Annotated in this window: 13 protein-coding genes; 7 read left to right on the top strand and 6 right to left on the bottom strand. The window is 59.5% G+C overall.

Features of this window, described 5'->3' with window-relative positions:
* Positions 1-200: 200 nt before the first annotated feature.
* The 4 genes from BMY54_RS07390 to BMY54_RS07370 all read right to left on the bottom strand — a co-directional run bounded on the left by BMY54_RS07390 (position 201) and on the right by BMY54_RS07370 (position 5,809).
* Positions 201-653, bottom strand: coding sequence for a hypothetical protein (locus BMY54_RS07390; RefSeq protein ID WP_093430623.1), 453 nt, complete (start codon positions 651-653; stop codon positions 201-203).
* 243 nt (positions 654-896) lie between these two features.
* The gene (locus BMY54_RS07385) at positions 897-1,271 is read right to left on the bottom strand and encodes a DUF6124 family protein (RefSeq protein WP_093430622.1); all 375 of its coding nucleotides are present in this window, start codon (positions 1,269-1,271) and stop codon (positions 897-899) included.
* A 544-nt stretch (positions 1,272-1,815) separates the two neighbouring features.
* Positions 1,816-4,227, bottom strand: a complete 2,412-nt coding sequence (locus BMY54_RS07375; protein ID WP_093430620.1) for a glucose/quinate/shikimate family membrane-bound PQQ-dependent dehydrogenase — start codon at positions 4,225-4,227, stop codon at positions 1,816-1,818.
* A gap of 220 nt (positions 4,228-4,447) precedes the next feature.
* Positions 4,448-5,809: a carbohydrate porin gene (locus tag BMY54_RS07370; RefSeq protein ID WP_093430619.1), complete on the bottom strand. Its 1,362-nt coding sequence runs from the start codon at positions 5,807-5,809 to the stop codon at positions 4,448-4,450.
* 300 nt (positions 5,810-6,109) lie between these two features.
* Between BMY54_RS07370 and BMY54_RS07365 the strand changes: the two genes are divergently transcribed.
* Together BMY54_RS07365 and BMY54_RS07360 are read left to right on the top strand one after the other, a co-directional pair.
* Complete coding sequence (locus tag BMY54_RS07365) at positions 6,110-6,340, top strand: VF530 family protein (protein ID WP_007916799.1); 231 nt, start codon at positions 6,110-6,112, stop codon at positions 6,338-6,340.
* 1 nt (position 6,341) lies between these two features.
* A complete protein-coding gene (locus BMY54_RS07360) occupies positions 6,342-6,983 on the top strand; it encodes a Pr6Pr family membrane protein (RefSeq protein WP_093430618.1) in 642 nt (213 codons plus the stop codon).
* Between the two features lie 102 nt (positions 6,984-7,085).
* Here the strand turns inward: BMY54_RS07360 and BMY54_RS07355 are convergent, their stop codons facing one another.
* Positions 7,086-7,871, bottom strand: a complete 786-nt coding sequence (locus tag BMY54_RS07355) for a siderophore-interacting protein (protein WP_093430617.1) — start codon at positions 7,869-7,871, stop codon at positions 7,086-7,088.
* Complete coding sequence (locus BMY54_RS07350) at positions 7,868-8,443, bottom strand: PadR family transcriptional regulator (RefSeq protein ID WP_093430616.1); 576 nt, start codon at positions 8,441-8,443, stop codon at positions 7,868-7,870. Before BMY54_RS07350 ends, BMY54_RS07355 begins: the two co-directional genes overlap by 4 nt.
* Before the next feature lie 499 nt (positions 8,444-8,942).
* Between BMY54_RS07350 and BMY54_RS07345 the strand changes: the two genes are divergently transcribed.
* The 5 genes from BMY54_RS07345 (at position 8,943) to BMY54_RS07325 (ending at position 14,612) form a co-directional block, all read left to right on the top strand.
* The gene (locus tag BMY54_RS07345; RefSeq protein ID WP_093430615.1) at positions 8,943-9,422 is read left to right on the top strand and encodes a CS1 type fimbrial major subunit; all 480 of its coding nucleotides are present in this window, start codon (positions 8,943-8,945) and stop codon (positions 9,420-9,422) included.
* A 123-nt stretch (positions 9,423-9,545) separates the two neighbouring features.
* The gene (locus BMY54_RS07340; RefSeq protein WP_093430614.1) at positions 9,546-12,068 is read left to right on the top strand and encodes a CS1-pili formation C-terminal domain-containing protein; all 2,523 of its coding nucleotides are present in this window, start codon (positions 9,546-9,548) and stop codon (positions 12,066-12,068) included.
* 4 nt (positions 12,069-12,072) lie between these two features.
* Positions 12,073-13,287: a hypothetical protein gene (locus BMY54_RS07335; RefSeq protein WP_093430613.1), complete on the top strand. Its 1,215-nt coding sequence runs from the start codon at positions 12,073-12,075 to the stop codon at positions 13,285-13,287.
* 44 nt (positions 13,288-13,331) lie between these two features.
* Positions 13,332-14,075 carry a pilus assembly protein gene (locus tag BMY54_RS07330; RefSeq protein ID WP_093430612.1) on the top strand — a complete coding sequence of 248 codons (744 nt, stop codon included), beginning with the start codon at positions 13,332-13,334 and terminating at the stop codon, positions 14,073-14,075.
* A 33-nt stretch (positions 14,076-14,108) separates the two neighbouring features.
* Positions 14,109-14,612 carry a CS1 type fimbrial major subunit gene (locus BMY54_RS07325; protein WP_175559563.1) on the top strand — a complete coding sequence of 168 codons (504 nt, stop codon included), beginning with the start codon at positions 14,109-14,111 and terminating at the stop codon, positions 14,610-14,612.
* Positions 14,613-14,689: the final 77 nt, after the last annotated feature.

Below are 14,689 nucleotides of genomic sequence, written 5' to 3'. Positions count from 1 at the left end.
TTTTCCATGCTGAGGGTGAGCGGCCAGCATGGCGAGGGGCAGTGGGGGGCGGGTGGTATATATGTATAGGGGGGTTATTGGTCTGTCGATGTAGAGCTTGGGTTCGACTCGGTATTTCACGTCGGCATGCGTCTGCCCTACACCTGTGATGGAGCGGCAGACGCACGTTTAACCCGACGAGTGAAATCCTGACCTGTCTGTTAGACAGGGTAAGTCAGCTCTTGGAGAAAAAAGTATCCGTTACCGGTGAGTTCACGTGTTTCATCACCGTGGCGTGCCTTACCGGAAAGTTGCAAGTTATCGAGGGAGTATAAGTACAGGCCGCTATTGAGTTGACTTACAGAAATGTCGGAAGAGGATGTCACTTCATAGTCATAAAGCTGAATACCTCGTTCGGTCACGACATATTCAAGGTAGCCAGCGATTGCAGGATCCAGCAGCTTGCGAAGCGAGATGGAGATGGCTCGTTGGCTCGATGAACCGTGGTTATCTTCGAAAGAAAAATTGTAACCGCCGAGCTCGTTGAAAGAGGTGGAAATGCTGGTTGTCGCGAAGCTGGTCAGATTAACCGGCGTACCGCCAATGGTGCCTTTTACATTAACGTTGAGAATACCGTTTACCCAAACTGCTGGGGATGCCTTTGGATGGGTCATGGGGTGCTTCCTGTGCCTGATTTTGGTTGGAGAAGGAAGTCTGATTGGGCGGGTGAAGACAGTGAACTGTCATATCTGACAGGTTTTTATACGTGTTCGCGATGAGCCTTCTTGATAGGAGTTATATAGCAGGCACAGTGTTGATCAAGTGCGGGGCAGGCTTGCTCGCGAAAGCGCTGTGTCAGTCAGTCCAACTGCCGAATGCGCTGACGCCATCGCGAGCAGGCTCGCTTCCACAGAGGGTTAGCTGTGTGTTGGGGATTGGCGGATTTCGTGGTTATCCAGCACGCGGTTCACGGCCAGTTCGGCGAGCATGATGATTTGCTGGATGGCCAGAATCGTGCGTCGCTGCGGCAGGTCGATGTAGGCGGCGATGTCGCTGGTCATGAGGCTGGCCTGGGCCAGCGATTCGCAGGCGTGGACCAGCAGGCTTTCGCTGTCCTGTTCGGGGGCGACCTGGAACATGGTGCTGGGTTTGTGAAAGCGCAGGGTCAAGGCGTTGGGTTTGAGGTAGTGGTCGAGGGCGCGTTCGGCGGCTTCGTGGAATCGCTTCGAGCCGGGGAATTCGTAGGGGGTGGTGTCTTCGGTTTCGGGTGGATTGGGTGTTGGCTTTTTCATGGTGAAGCTCCGAATGATAAGTGGGGCTGTCACTCTCAATCACCGCGACGCGACGGAGGGTGGCAGCTGTACGCGGGTTCGCGGACCGAGCCATTCGGCAATCTCGGCATACCCGAAGGTATCCCGCGCACAGCCACCATCAAACCAGACAACAAGCACCTGAGCGCTTCAGTTTGGGCTGGCGATTATGCATCAAATCGAATGAACTGCTCGGGCCGCGACGCCCGTTCGCTGAATTTGCAGCGACCCCACGAGCCTATCCAGCCGATTTCCGAGGCACAACCGACGCGACTTGTCGGAAAACTCCGCGCAATTTTCAACGTCTGTAGGACGAGCACATTTCCCACAGACCAACACATCTCAAACTGTGGGAGCGAGCCTGCTCGCGAAAGCGGTGTGTCAGGCACCGTAGATGTTGAATGTGCTGACGCCTTCGCGAGCAAGCTCGCTCCCACAGGGTTCTCCGGTGGATTCAAAATGGGTGTGCACAAAAAAAGGCGATGTCCCTTGCGGGGCATCGCCTTTCATTTACCGCCGTTAAAGCTTATTCCGGCAGTTTGTACGCAATCACGTAGTCACCCATCTTGGTGCCCAGCGAACCGTGACCGCCGACAACCAGCAGCACGTATTGCTTGCCGTCCTTGCCGGTGTAGGTCATCGGCGTCGCTTGGCCGCCAGCCGGCAGACGCGATTTCCACAGCTCTTTACCGCTGTTCACGTCGTACGCGCGCAGGTACTGGTCGAGGGTGCCGCTGAGGAAGCCGACGCCGCCAGCCGTGACCATCGAACCGCCCATGCTCGGCACACCCAGGGTGAAACCGATCGGGATGGGCGAGCTGTCGCGGCTGGTGCCGTTTTTACGTTTCCACACGACTTTGCCGGTGGTCAGGTCGATACCGGCAACGTAGCCCCAGGCCGGTGCCTGGCACGGTACGCCGAATGGCGACATGAACGGGTGCATGATCACCGCGTATGGCGCGCCGGTGTTCGGTTGCACGCCAGCGGTTTCGCTTTCGCGTTTGCTGCCGGCGGCGACTTGCTCGCGTGGCACCATTTTCGAAACGAAGGCCATGTAGTTCGGGCTGGTGAACAGCATCTGGCGAACCGGGTCGACCGAGACGCCGCCCCAGTTGAACACGCCAACGTTACCCGGATAGATCAGGCTGCCCTGTTCCGACGGCGGGGTGTACTGGCCTTCATAACGCAGTTCCTTGAACTGGATGCGGCACAGCATCTGGTCGAACGGGCTCGCGCCCCACATGGCTTTTTCGGTCAGTTCCGGAGCCAGCAGGTTGAGGTCCGAACGGGCCTGGGTCGGTGCGGTGTGGTCGCCTTTGACGGCGCCTTGCGGGACCGGGATTTCCTTGATCGGAATGATCGGCGTGCCGTCACGACGGTCGAGGACGTACAGGCTGCCCTGTTTGGTCGGAGCGATCAGCGCCGGTTTCACGCCGTCGGCGGTTTTCATGTCGAGCAGGGTTGGCTGGCTGCCAACGTCCATGTCCCACAGGTCGTGGTGGGTGAACTGGTAGTTCCAGCGCACTTTGCCGGTGGCCAGGTCCAGGGCGACGACGCCGGCGCTGAATTTCTCGGCGCCCGGGGTGCGGTCAGCGCCCCACTGGTCTGGAGTCTGGTTGCCCAGTGGCAGGTAAACCATGCCGAGTTTTTCGTCGACACTGGCCAGCGACCACATGTTCGCCGAGTTACGGCTGTAAGTTTCGCCCGGTGCCAAAGGCTCGGTGGCGTCAGGCTTGTCGCTGTCCCAGTTCCATACGAGGTGACCGTCGCGCACGTCGAAAGCGCGGATCACGCCCGATGGCTCGTTGGTCGATTCGTTGTCGGTGACGTGACCGCCCATGATCACCAGATCACGGGTAATCGCCGCTGGCGAGGTGGAGTAGTAGCCGCCAGCGGTGAACGGGCCGATGCCTTGGGTCAGGTCAACCACGCCGTTTTTGCCGAAGCCTTCGCAGATCTTGCCGGTGTCGGCATTCAGGGCGATCAGGCGGGCATCAGCGGTGGGCAGGTACAGACGACGCGGGCAAGCCTGCGCAACGGCTTTGCCGGCTTCGGAAATCACCGCCGAGGCAGCGTTTTCAGTTTTCGCGTAAGCGGCTTCGTCGTAGTACGACACGCCACGGCAAGTCATGTGCGCGAAGCCTTTGAAGCCGACCGGGCTCTTGATCTGTGGGTCGAAGCGCCACAGTTCTTTGCCGGTGTCCGGGTCTAGGGCCAACACTTTGCTGTGCGCGGTGCACGCATAGATCATGCCGTTGGCTTTCAGCGGAGTGTTTTCATTGGTCAGTTCGACCGGATCATCTGCCGTTGGCAGGTCGCCGGTCTGGATGCGCCAGGCTTCTTGCAGTTTGCCCACGTTGGCCGGGGTGATCTGCTTCAGCGGCGAGTAGCGGTCACCGAATTCGGTGCGGCCGTAGGCCTGCCAGTCGCCATCGGGCATGGCTGGCGCGGTGCTGGTGGTGTCCGCGGTGTCGCGGCCCAGTTCGCCGAAGGTTTCGCCCGGGTGGGTGAACAGGCTGGCCAGAGCGGTGACGCCGGCCAGCACCACAGCGACGGTCAGACCGCCAGTGCCCATTGGCGCCGGGCCGTTAAGCAGCAGCGGACGACGGAACCACGGCAGCAGCATGACGAAACCGAGGACAAACCACAGGGCCAGGCGTGGCACCAGTTGCCACCAGTCCAGACCGACTTCCCACAGCGCCCAAACGGTGCTGGCAAACAAGACGATGGCGTACAGGCCCAGCGCCGCGCGACGGCGCATCAGCATCAGAATGCCGGACAGCGCGATGCCGATACCGGCCAGCAGGTAGTACAGCGAGCCGCCGAGCATGCTCAGCTTGACCCCACCGGCCAACATGGCCAGGCCCATCAGTAGAAGCAGAATGCCGAGCAGGCTCGGTAGCAGACGGCCCCGACTCGAAGCACTTTCGGTGCTCATAGTGTGATTCTCCGTGACGTTTATGTAGTCCCGCGCTGTAGTCACTTTAGATGACGATTTGGCACAGGCATGGTTCAGATAAAAACTTGTTTAGCTAACGAATTTCTTTTTTGTAGGAGTGAGCCTGCTCGCGATGGCGGTGTTTCAGTCACTGGAGATGTCGCCTGAAACACCGCTATCGCGAGCAGGCTCACTCCTACAATGGATTTACGTAAATCGTTTAGAACGAGGACTGGATCTTGATCCCGCCGATCAAGGCGTCGTCGACGTTGTTCACGCCACCGGGGTGGCGGATGTATTGCAGGTTCGGGCGTACGGTCAGCCAGTTGGTCACGTGCACGCCGTAATACAGCTCGGCGCTGTATTCGGTGTCTTGCGGCGGCAGGAAGGACGGATCGTCGTAGTCGTACACGGCGTTGGCGCGGTTGCTGGCTTCGGCGTTTTTGCGGAAGGCCGGGTTGACGTGCACGCGGGCGAGGGCGAAACCGATGTCATCCTTGGCGCGCGCATCGAACGGGCCTTTGTAGGTGATGCCGGCCTGCACGTAGTTGTCGATCGCGTTGGTTTTCTTGTCGTGCATCGTGCCGTTGGCGAACACGCTGAGGCCGCGCGAGTTATCGCTGGCCATGCTGGTGATTTGCTGCTGAATACCCAGCCACACGCCGTGTTTGCTCGACGCGCTGCGATAGGCTTCACCGCTCAGGGCCGCCGGTTGGCCGTGGCTGTCTTTATAGACGTCGCTGGCGTTGGCGTTGCTGTAGTAGTAACCGGCACGGTATTCACCCGGCAGGCCGTTGAGTTTCGGCGTCCACACCAGTTCGATCGGCAGGATCGCGCCCTGGGTGCCGCTGCCGCTGAGTTTGAAACCGTTGCCGCGATCGAGGTTCGACGGGTTCTGCTCGTAAGCGCCGACCTGTGCGTACAGCTCTGGGGTCAGGTGATATTTGACGCGCAGCGCCCATTGGCTGACCGGCCAGTTGTACCAGATGCCGCCGACCCAGTTGCCGACCTGCGAGCCGCAGAACGCCAGGTTCTGGAAGTCGCACGGGAAGCTGTTGAAGTCTTCGCCTTCACCGAAGCGACCGACCTTGATGTCGAGTTTCTGATCGAAGAATTTCTGCTGATACCACATCTGCGTCAGGCGCGTGGTCTGGCCACGGCCCCAGACTTCCTGGGCCGAGGTGAAGCCGCCAACGCGCGGATCGTTGATGCGGTCGTTGCTGATGTTGTTGCCGCTGCGCTTGGTGATGGTCAGTTGAAATTCGGCGTCGTCCCAGCCGAGGATCTTTTGCAAGTCCAGGTGCGTGCCCAGGCCGAACTGATCGCTATAGCGCGCAGTGCGGTCGTGGTCGTAGCCGCCGTGCAGGTTGCTGCCCATTTCGCCGGTGTAATCGAGCTTGAAGTCGTAGCCTTTTTCCGAGAGTTCGGTGCGCGTGCCGTTCCAGTCACCGAGCATGTACGGTGATTCACTGTCGAACGCGGGCGCCGCTTGAACGCAAGTGGCGAGGCCGAGGGCGGTAAAGCCGCCAAGGGTGCGCAGGGTTGAGATAGCGCTGTCTCGGGAGAAGGAAAAATCGGGCATGGCTCAGTCTTTTTTTGGTGTTTTCGGGGTGCAATTCGAGCGCTTCAATATGTCGCAGGCAGTGAAGCGATTCAGCGGAAGGGCGGCAGGATAAAGATCTGTTACAAAAAGACAAAGGCCTTTTGTGAACATGCAGCGTTTCGGATTCGGTAACAGTGCGGCAAACGGGCGCATTGTCGGCCGGGTCGTGGCCTGCGATCTTTCCAGGTTGGCCTACATTTGAAGTCAGGCCTTCCACCCGGTCAGCCCCTCGGCTAAGGTGCGCGGCTTCCGCATTTTCACTTCGCCCAAAGGCCTGGCATGAACGAACAAACTCCCGATCCGCTGCACGGCGTCACCCTTGAACAGATCCTCAATGCACTGGTGAGCCATTACGAATGGTCGGGACTGGCCGAGCGCATCGATATTCGCTGCTTCAAGAGTGATCCGAGCATCAAGTCGAGCCTGACGTTCCTGCGTAAAACGCCATGGGCGCGCGAGAAGGTCGAGCGTCTGTACGTGAAATTGATGCGCACCAAGCGACCGCTCTGAAATGCATACCGGTTGTTGGCGCCGCCGCCTGATCACCTGCGCAGCCATATTGGGCTGGGCGGGGTTGGGCATTCAGCTTTATCTGATTTTCTTCGCACGTTTAAGCGTCGGCGCCAGCCTGTTGGGCGGGCTGGTGAGCTTTTTCAGCTACTTCACGATTCTGACCAACACGCTGGTGGCGACGGTGCTGACCTGTGCCGTGACCGCTCGCGAAACCGCCGCGCGCCGCTGGTTTTTGCAGCCGTGGGTCAGCAGTGGCATTGCCGTGAGTATTGCTGTGGTCGGGCTTGCCTATAGCCTTTTGCTGCGGCATTTGTGGCACCCGGAAGGCTGGCAATTTATTGCTGACGAGTTGCTGCACGACGTGATGCCGCTGCTGTTTCTTGGCTATTGGTGGCTCTGCGTACCGAAAGGTACGCTGCGGTTGGGGCATCTGCCGGTGTGGCTGATCTATCCGCTGGTGTATTTCATCTACGCCTTGCTGCGCGGGCATCTGCTCGGCGCGTATGCGTATCCGTTCATTGATGTGGCGGTGTTGGGTTATTCACAGGTGCTGCTGAATGCCGGGGGGATATTGCTGGGGTTTGTGGGGATTGGGTTGTTGGTCATCAGCCTCGACCGCTGGAGGCTTGCACGAAGTTAAAGCACCTGTAGGAGTGAGCCTGCTCGCGATGGCGGTGGATCAGTTACAAATTTATTGACTGACACTCCGCTATCGCGAGCAGGCTCACTCCTACAAGGGATATCACTCTTCTTCCGATCCTTCAGCGCGCCAGTAGCCGACGGCTTTGATGAGTTGTTCATCCAGCCCATGCTCATCGATCAGCACCCGGCGAATCTGCCGTGAAACTTTCGTTTCGGTCGCCACCCACGCATACAGATTGCCTTTAGGCACCTGCAATTGCTTCACCGTCGCCAGCAGGTTGTCCTTGCTACCTTCGCGCAACACCCAGATCACATTGACCTGCGCCGCGCTTTCGAGCACTTGCTGTTCGGCGCCGTTTTCCACTTCGATCACCACCAAGGCCTTGCGATTGGCCGCCAGGCCTTCGAGGCGGCGGGCGATGGCGGGCAGGGCGGTTTCGTCGCCGATCAGCAAGTAGCTGTCGAAAATATCCGGGACGATCATCGAGCCGCGCGGGCCGCCGATGTGCAGGAATTGTCCTGGCTTGGCTTGCTCAGCCCAGGTCGACGCAGGGCCGTCACCGTGCAGGACAAAATCGATGTCCAGTTCCAGCGCATCGAGGTCGTAGCGACGCGGCGTGTAATCACGCATTTCCGGTTTTGGTCCATCGTCCTTGCCGGCGCCGAGCACCATGGTCTCCAGCGCGGCGGCTTGTTCGGCGTTCTGCGGGAACAACAGTTTGACGTGATCGTCAGTGCCCAGGCTGATAAACCCGGCCAGCTCCGGCCCGCCGAGGGTAATGCGGCGCATGCGCGGGGTCAGGTCGACCACGCGCAGGACTTCCAGCTTGCGGCGTTTGATTTCGTGCATCACACGGTGAATGGTTTGGGTATCGACTGCAGTCATTCGGCTTTCTCCGGGGCAGGTTGAACGGCAGGGCCGTCGACGATGGCTTTGGCGGTGTCGTTGAGCAGGTCACGCACGCGCAGGATTTCTGCGGCGCTCCAGCGGCCGTGGTGCATTTGCAGGGCATGGCGCAGGTTGTGCACGGCTTCGTGGATTTCCGGCGGCCGATCATGGCCACGTAGTGAGCGTTTGCTCACATCGATCCGCATGCGCACGCCGTCCAGCGCGACCGCTTGCTCACTGAGAGATAAACGACCGGCCTCGGTGACGCTGTAGCGTTTTTTACCGCCCTCGGCGTCGCCAGTGATCAGTTCGCTCTCTTCGAGAAAGGTCAGGGTCGGGTAGATCACCCCGGGGCTGGGGCTGTACGCGCCGTCGAACATGCCTTCGATCTGGCGGATCAGGTCGTAGCCGTGGCACGGCTGTTCGGCCACCAGCGCCAGCAGCAGCAATTTCAGGTCACCGGGGGCGAATACCCGTGGGCCGCGGCCGCCGCGCTCACGTCCGGGGCGCTTCTCGAAGCCGTCACGGCCGTCGCCGTGTTCGCGGTGGGGGGAATGATGGTCTCTCATTTCGGTCTTCTCTCGTCGTGTTTAGATACAACTTAAGATATATCTTAATGTCTGTGCAAGACGTTTTTCCCCGCGTCGCGACCTCGGCTGACGAGCGGCAGCCCACCCGCCAATGCAAGCGATGATTTTTCGGCGGGATGTAAGTCAGCGATAACTTGAAAGTTAAAGTCATCACTCTATTTGATGTAGAGTATATGTTCTAAATGACCCTGAGTTGCCGTACTGTCGGGGCGAAGTTGCTGTATGGTTTTTTAATTTAAACTGTCTGTAGGGGATAACTTACAGTTACTGTTTCGAATATCGTTATTTTGTTCTTTTTTCTGGCGGGTCATGGGGTTGTTTAACTACGAGGTTATCGGAAGTTGCTTGCTTACTTTCCAGAGGCAACAGTCGATGATGCCTAGGCGTTGAACGTTCAAGTTGATCTGGCTCAACTCGGGCAATGATTTACCTGAACTTTCAATGTTCATCCCCCTATCAAGAAAACAGGTACATAACGATGTTCAAGAAACTCGCAATCGCCGCTCCACTGGCTCTTCTGGCACTGGGTTCCACTGGCGCATTCGCCGCTGGTGAAGCGTCGCACTCGATCAGCCTTGTCGCGCATGTGCCGACCAACGGTTTCTATGTGGTGCCGACCGATCCGGATCTGGTCAACAAGGACCAGGACATGAGCTATCAGCCAACCACCGGCAAGATGCGCGACGTCAATGGCTTCTTCGACGTGCGCAACAATAACGGCTCGGTACACGCCAGCCTCGAGAGCCTGCCAAAACTGGTCTCGGGCAGTACTTCTATCGAACTGCGCGTGCTGTTCAACAACAAGGAACTGACCCTGACTCCGCAAATGGTCGTGGATGACGCCGAGTCCAATGACAACTACCGTGCGCCGCTGAACATTAGCGCGGTGGGCAACAACTTCCAGCCGGGTGATTACACCGGGGCCGTGGCGATGATCTTCGACGCCGTGACGCCATAACAGCAGTCACTTGATCGATCGATCAGGCACTAAGCCCAACTTCAATGTTGACGCTTGACCGTCGGGGCTGACGATTTGTTTGCCTCGACGGACTTCCATTGTTTGTTATCCGAGTACGCGTTCATGTTCCCGATGACACCCATCGCGGCTGCGCTTGCGCTGTTGTTTTGTGCCAGCGCAGCTGTGGCTTCCAACTCCACCGGCACCACACCCCGCAGTCTGCTGGCGCAGGCCAAGGGTTTGCCGGCGGATTTCGAGGAGCATTTCTTTGATGTGCCGCTGGCGGTACGGGTCGAAGTCGATCAGCAACCACTGGGTGAGGCCATGGTGGTGTTGTCCCGCGACGATCGTCTCACCCTGCTCGAATTCACTGACACCAGCGAAAATCGTTTTGGCCCCGCCGAGCGGGAAAAATGGGCGAGCTATCTGAAACCCGGCGTGCCCTTGGGGGCGTGCAGCGGTTCCTGCCCGGACCAGTTTCTGGCGGTGCATTACAACCTGGAAAACTCGCTGGTCTCGATTCTCACTGAAAATGCCGAACGCGACGTTGAGGCCAAGCGTTACTACGAACAGCCTGATGGTGGCAGTCATGGCTTGATGGTGCGTAACCAGCTCAACCTCAATGGCGGCCAAGATCAGGATCTCGGCGGGCGTTTCGGCCTCGAAGCCAGCTCAAGTCTGGGCAGCTGGAGTCAGACGCTGAATCTGCAAGTGGCCCGTCTCGGCGGTCCGGACGACAAGCTTTATCACTCCGTTCACGAGCTGCACACCCAGCGCGAACTGCAAGGCAGTTTTTTCCGCCTGGGCTATTTCACCCCCAATTCCGAAGGGCTGACACGCCAGCCGCGTACGTTCGGCAGCAGTCCCGACACCGCCGTCGGCGTGATGTACGGCAGCTCCGACAGCCTGGCCATCAACAGCCCGATGCCCAGCGTTTATCCGATCTATGTCACCGCCAACCGCCAGGGTTCCGTCGAGATCTGGCGCGATGGCCTGCTGATCAATACCCAATCGGTGCCGGCTGGTTTGCAGACCCTCGACACCCGGCCGCTGCCCGGTGGCATTTATGAGGTGGAAGTCCGGCTGATCGAAGACGGCCAGATCACCTCCACTACTCAGGAGTTGGTGTACAAGCCCAACAACTGGCGCAACCTCGACGAGCGCTGGCGCTACAACGTCTTTGCCGGCGAAGAACAGAAACTGCTGAGCAACTGGGACACCCAGGCCAGCGGCAGCCCGACCGCAGGTGCCTCGCTGAATTACCTGCTGCATCCGCGCGTCATCCTCGGGCTGTCGGCGCGGCAGATTCGCGAAAAGCTGCAATACGGCACGTCCATCGACTGGACCCTGGCCAATCACATCAGCCTCTACGCCAACGTCTACAAGACCGAGGATTACGGCACCGGTCTCGATCTGCAAAGCCTCTACAACTACGGCGCCGGCAGCCTTGTCGTCAGCCATAACCGCAGCTGGCTCGACACCACCAATACCTACGACACGTTGCCGGACGGCACCCGGGTGCGCCCGCGCAATGTGTTCATCGGCCAGACCAGCAATTCCTCGCTGGCGCTCAACCATCGCCTCAGCAGCAAGAGTTCGGTCAACGCGCGGGTCTCGCACAGCGAGGGCAATGTCGAAGGCATGGGCGTCGATCTGGGCTGGACGCAGCGCACGATGGTGCTGGGCAGCGATGCCAGTTGGCGCCTGTCGATTTTTGATCGTCCCGGCAGTTTCAGCAGCGGCGATGCGCGCAATCGCGGGGTCGACCTGAGCATCAACATGGCACTCGGCGCCCCCGGTCAGCAGATCAGCGGCAGTATCGGCTCACGCACGGCCCGTGACGGTGCGCGTGACAACAACGCCTCGCTCGGCTGGCGCAAGGATTTCCGGGATCACGTCTTGCAGAACGTGTCGGTCACGGCACTCACCGACACCTACGGGGTGGGCGTCGCCAGCCTGGCCAACTTCCGCACCGACGCGGTCAATGGTGACGGCTTTATTCAGCGCTCCTCCTACAACGGCAATTTCACCGGCGGCCTCAACCTCGATAGCACGCTGGTGGTCGGTGCGCAGCAGATGCTCATGACCAGTCAGACCGAAGTGCGTGGCGCCGGGCTGATTGTCGATGTCGAGTCGGACATCGAGGACATCGTCCTGCGGGCCGACGATTTCAGCGGTGGCGGTGCGGCGTTGAAGCCGGGGCGCAATTTCATCCCGATCACCGCGTACCAGAACAGCTCGGTGAGTTTCGACTTCGAGGGCAACCACGTGCCGGCCGCGTCTATCGAACCGCCGCGCACCCGCTATCACCTGAACAAGGGTGGCGTGGAGTACCGCAAGGTCCGCGTGATGAAAACCATGACCGTGCTCGGCCGACTGGTGGATGGCCAGGGGCGGCCGCTCAAGGGCCACCACGTGATCAACCACGCCAGCCGTGGGGTGAGCGAAGTCGACGGGTTCTTCTCGATGGAAATGAACGCCGGCTCACCGACCCTGGAAGTGCGTCAGGGCAACCAGTTGCTCTGCCAGTTCCGCCTCAACGAGTCCGACCATCGCAGCGAAAACAATGTGCTGATGATCGGCGATCTGCGCTGCACGCCGGACACCCTCGCTGACGCCACCTCCACCGAACAGAAGGCAGGTTGATCTTATGAAAATGATGACAGGTGGTTGTGCGCTGGCACTGGCGCTGGGTGTGTCCTCGGCGCAGGCGGCCAGCCACGAGATCCGCGCGTTGTTTCAGCCCGACTCTTCGCAGCCGGGCAAGAACGTGTTCGTCAACCAGACCCCCAACAGCGGTTACTGCGCGACTTATCCGGATCAATGCGCGGAAAACTCGATGTTCAGCATTCAGACGCCGGTCCGGTTCAACTCCACCCTGACCCTCCCGCCCAATTGGGGCGTCGGCATAAAGGTGCCCGCCAATTGGCGCCGATTGACAGTAACCAATACCGATACGATGGAAACGGAAACCGTGGAAGTGCGTATTACGGGCGTCGGTTCCAAATACGTCCTGAGCCAGCCGGCCCACGAACTGGTCGGAGTGAGCGATCCATTGCTCGGCCATCAACGGCTCTGGGAAGGCAGCAGTTGGGTGTATGCGTCCCCGCCGTGCCTGTACAGCGGCGTCGGCGCTTACTCCCCGACCGACTACCGGTTTTTCTGGAAAACCCCTGTCGAAGACCTCTGTGTCAAAAAGACCCTGGCGACCATTCCGTCCATGTACTTCGATACCCTCGACTTCGCCTATGAACTGCGCACGCCAAATCCGTTGGGCATGTCATCGGGCCTTTACACCGGGTCACTGAGCTACCGCCTGGGCAATGGCGGCGATTTCGATATGGGCCAGAGTTTTCAACCTGATGACTCCAACCTGACCCTCGACTTCGTACTGGACGTACAGCACACCCTCAAAGTCGATCTCCCGCCGGGTGGCAACAAAGTGTCGCTGGAACCCGAAGGCGGATGGGCGCCGTGGATCGACAGCGGGCGCAAGCCGTCGCGGATCTTCCGCGACCAACCGTTCTTCATCTCGGCATCTTCGCGCTTCAAGGTGATGATGCTGTGCAGTTCCCAGGGCGGGGCGTACTGCAACCTCGGCAGCCCTTCGGGCGATTCCGTTCAGGTCAAGGTCTCGATGTCCTTGCCTGCGGGAATCGACGGCCCCGGCGGTGGCCCCGTCAGCAAAATTCCACTGCATTTCAACAGTTGGATGGGGCCGTTCCAGCCAAACATGTACGTGGAGCGCAAGGGCGGCACGCTGCATTTCGAGCTGGACCCGTTTGCGATCGAATTCCTCCTGCGCCCCGGAAAGAACGACCGGCTGCGCGGCAACATCACCATTATCTGGGACTCGGATGCGTGAGCGCTCCAGTCTGGCCCTTTTCGATTTTCATGGAGTTGAACGCGATGAAACGTGGTTTTCTGCTGGGCGTGCTCAGCGTGTGTTGCCTGACGGCGCAGGCCGGCCCGCAAATCAACGTCGGCACCGTCTACGACTATCTCGACGCCGATAAAAGTACTTACCTGAAACGCGTATTCAACAGCGGCGATGCCACGGCTTTCGTCAAGGTCAATGTGCTGGAGATCATCTACGGCGCCGATGGCGTGCCGCAGGAAGTGCCCGTGCAAAACGCGGCCGACGGCGCTTCACGCAATGGCGTGATGGCCAGTCCGGCGCGGCTGATCGTCCCGGCGCAGGGCATGCAGGGTACGCGTTTGCTGTACATGGGCGAGCGCGATCGCGAGCGCTATTTCCGCGTGCGCTTCGTCCCGGTGGTGCCGGAAAAGGAAGACGAGTTCGTGGTCAGCAGCGAGGAGCGCGAAGACTACAAAAACTCGCTTTCAGCCGGGGTCAACGTAATGACCGGGTTCGGCACGATCTTCTTTGTGCGGCCGAAGGACGCGCGTTTTGCCACCGTCATCAATGACACCGAAAAACGCTATGAACTGCGTAACGATGGCAACACCGTGCTGATTGTCGATGAGTTCAAGAGCTGTTCACTGAGCAAGGAAAGCGACTGCGGCGCGACCACCAAACACCACGTGCTGGCGGGCAAGACCTTTGCCTTTGACAAGGAAAAGGGCCGCGAATACCGCTTCTTCCTGATCGAAGGCAGCGAGAAAAAAAGCATGAAGACCGCCAGTCGCTAGGTTTGTTTTCCATTGACCCATCGGGTAACCAACATGATCAAGCAATGCACCGCCGCCGCGCTGGTGGTCGCCACTGCGCTGACCGGCGCCGGGGCGTGGGCCGCGCGCGAAGAGCACACTTTCGAAGTGTCCCTGACCATTCCCAGCCGCCCGTTCTACATCATTCCGGCAGAACCGGACTGGATTCACCGGCCACAGCGGCTTGAGTGGGACTATCAGCGCTCGACCCTCAGCGGGCTGATGCGCAATTTCGATGTGCACCATGACAGCAGCGCGATCGAAGCGCGTTTGATCTTTGACCCCTATCTGGATAATGGCCGCCCCGGCGGAGTGATCGATCTGCGGGTCTCTTTCAATGATGTCGAGCTGAGTTCGCACGCCACTCCGCGCCAGGTGCTGTCCGAGGAAGAAGCCGCCAGGAGCAAACGCGTGGCGTTGAAGATCGATCCGATCGAGCCGGAAGGGGGGTATCTCTCCGGGGATTACCAAGGCACGGTGGTGCTGATGTTCACCGCCAGGGCGCCGGGTGCAGAATGAGCGCGGTTTGGCCTGACCCAGAGCACGCAAGCCCGGGCCTATGGGGGGGCGAAAAGCTGTCGCAGGGGCCGGCCAGT

The sequence above is a fragment of the Pseudomonas sp. ok266 genome, from assembly GCF_900110195.1.
Taxonomy (GTDB): Bacteria; Pseudomonadota; Gammaproteobacteria; order Pseudomonadales; family Pseudomonadaceae; genus Aquipseudomonas; species Aquipseudomonas neuropathica.
This window is presented reverse-complemented; position numbering and strand designations above follow the sequence as displayed.

Bases quoted from the DNA above. Each gene is read 5' to 3' on its own strand.
- BMY54_RS07390 (WP_093430623.1), bottom strand. From the start codon at position 653: ATGACCCATCCAAAGGCATCCCCAGCAGTTTGGGTAAACGGTATTCTC.
- BMY54_RS07325 (WP_175559563.1), top strand. From the start codon at position 14,109: ATGATCAAGCAATGCACCGCCGCCGCGCTGGTGGTCGCCACTGCGCTG.
- BMY54_RS07370 (WP_093430619.1), bottom strand. From the start codon at position 5,809: ATGCCCGATTTTTCCTTCTCCCGAGACAGCGCTATCTCAACCCTGCGC.
- BMY54_RS07350 (WP_093430616.1), bottom strand. From the start codon at position 8,443: ATGAGAGACCATCATTCCCCCCACCGCGAACACGGCGACGGCCGTGAC.
- BMY54_RS07340 (WP_093430614.1), top strand. From the start codon at position 9,546: ATGTTCCCGATGACACCCATCGCGGCTGCGCTTGCGCTGTTGTTTTGT.
- BMY54_RS07345 (WP_093430615.1), top strand. From the start codon at position 8,943: ATGTTCAAGAAACTCGCAATCGCCGCTCCACTGGCTCTTCTGGCACTG.
- BMY54_RS07360 (WP_093430618.1), top strand. From the start codon at position 6,342: ATGCATACCGGTTGTTGGCGCCGCCGCCTGATCACCTGCGCAGCCATA.
- BMY54_RS07385 (WP_093430622.1), bottom strand. From the start codon at position 1,271: ATGAAAAAGCCAACACCCAATCCACCCGAAACCGAAGACACCACCCCC.
- BMY54_RS07330 (WP_093430612.1), top strand. From the start codon at position 13,332: ATGAAACGTGGTTTTCTGCTGGGCGTGCTCAGCGTGTGTTGCCTGACG.
- BMY54_RS07335 (WP_093430613.1), top strand. From the start codon at position 12,073: ATGAAAATGATGACAGGTGGTTGTGCGCTGGCACTGGCGCTGGGTGTG.
- BMY54_RS07375 (WP_093430620.1), bottom strand. From the start codon at position 4,227: ATGAGCACCGAAAGTGCTTCGAGTCGGGGCCGTCTGCTACCGAGCCTG.
- BMY54_RS07365 (WP_007916799.1), top strand. From the start codon at position 6,110: ATGAACGAACAAACTCCCGATCCGCTGCACGGCGTCACCCTTGAACAG.
- BMY54_RS07355 (WP_093430617.1), bottom strand. From the start codon at position 7,871: ATGACTGCAGTCGATACCCAAACCATTCACCGTGTGATGCACGAAATC.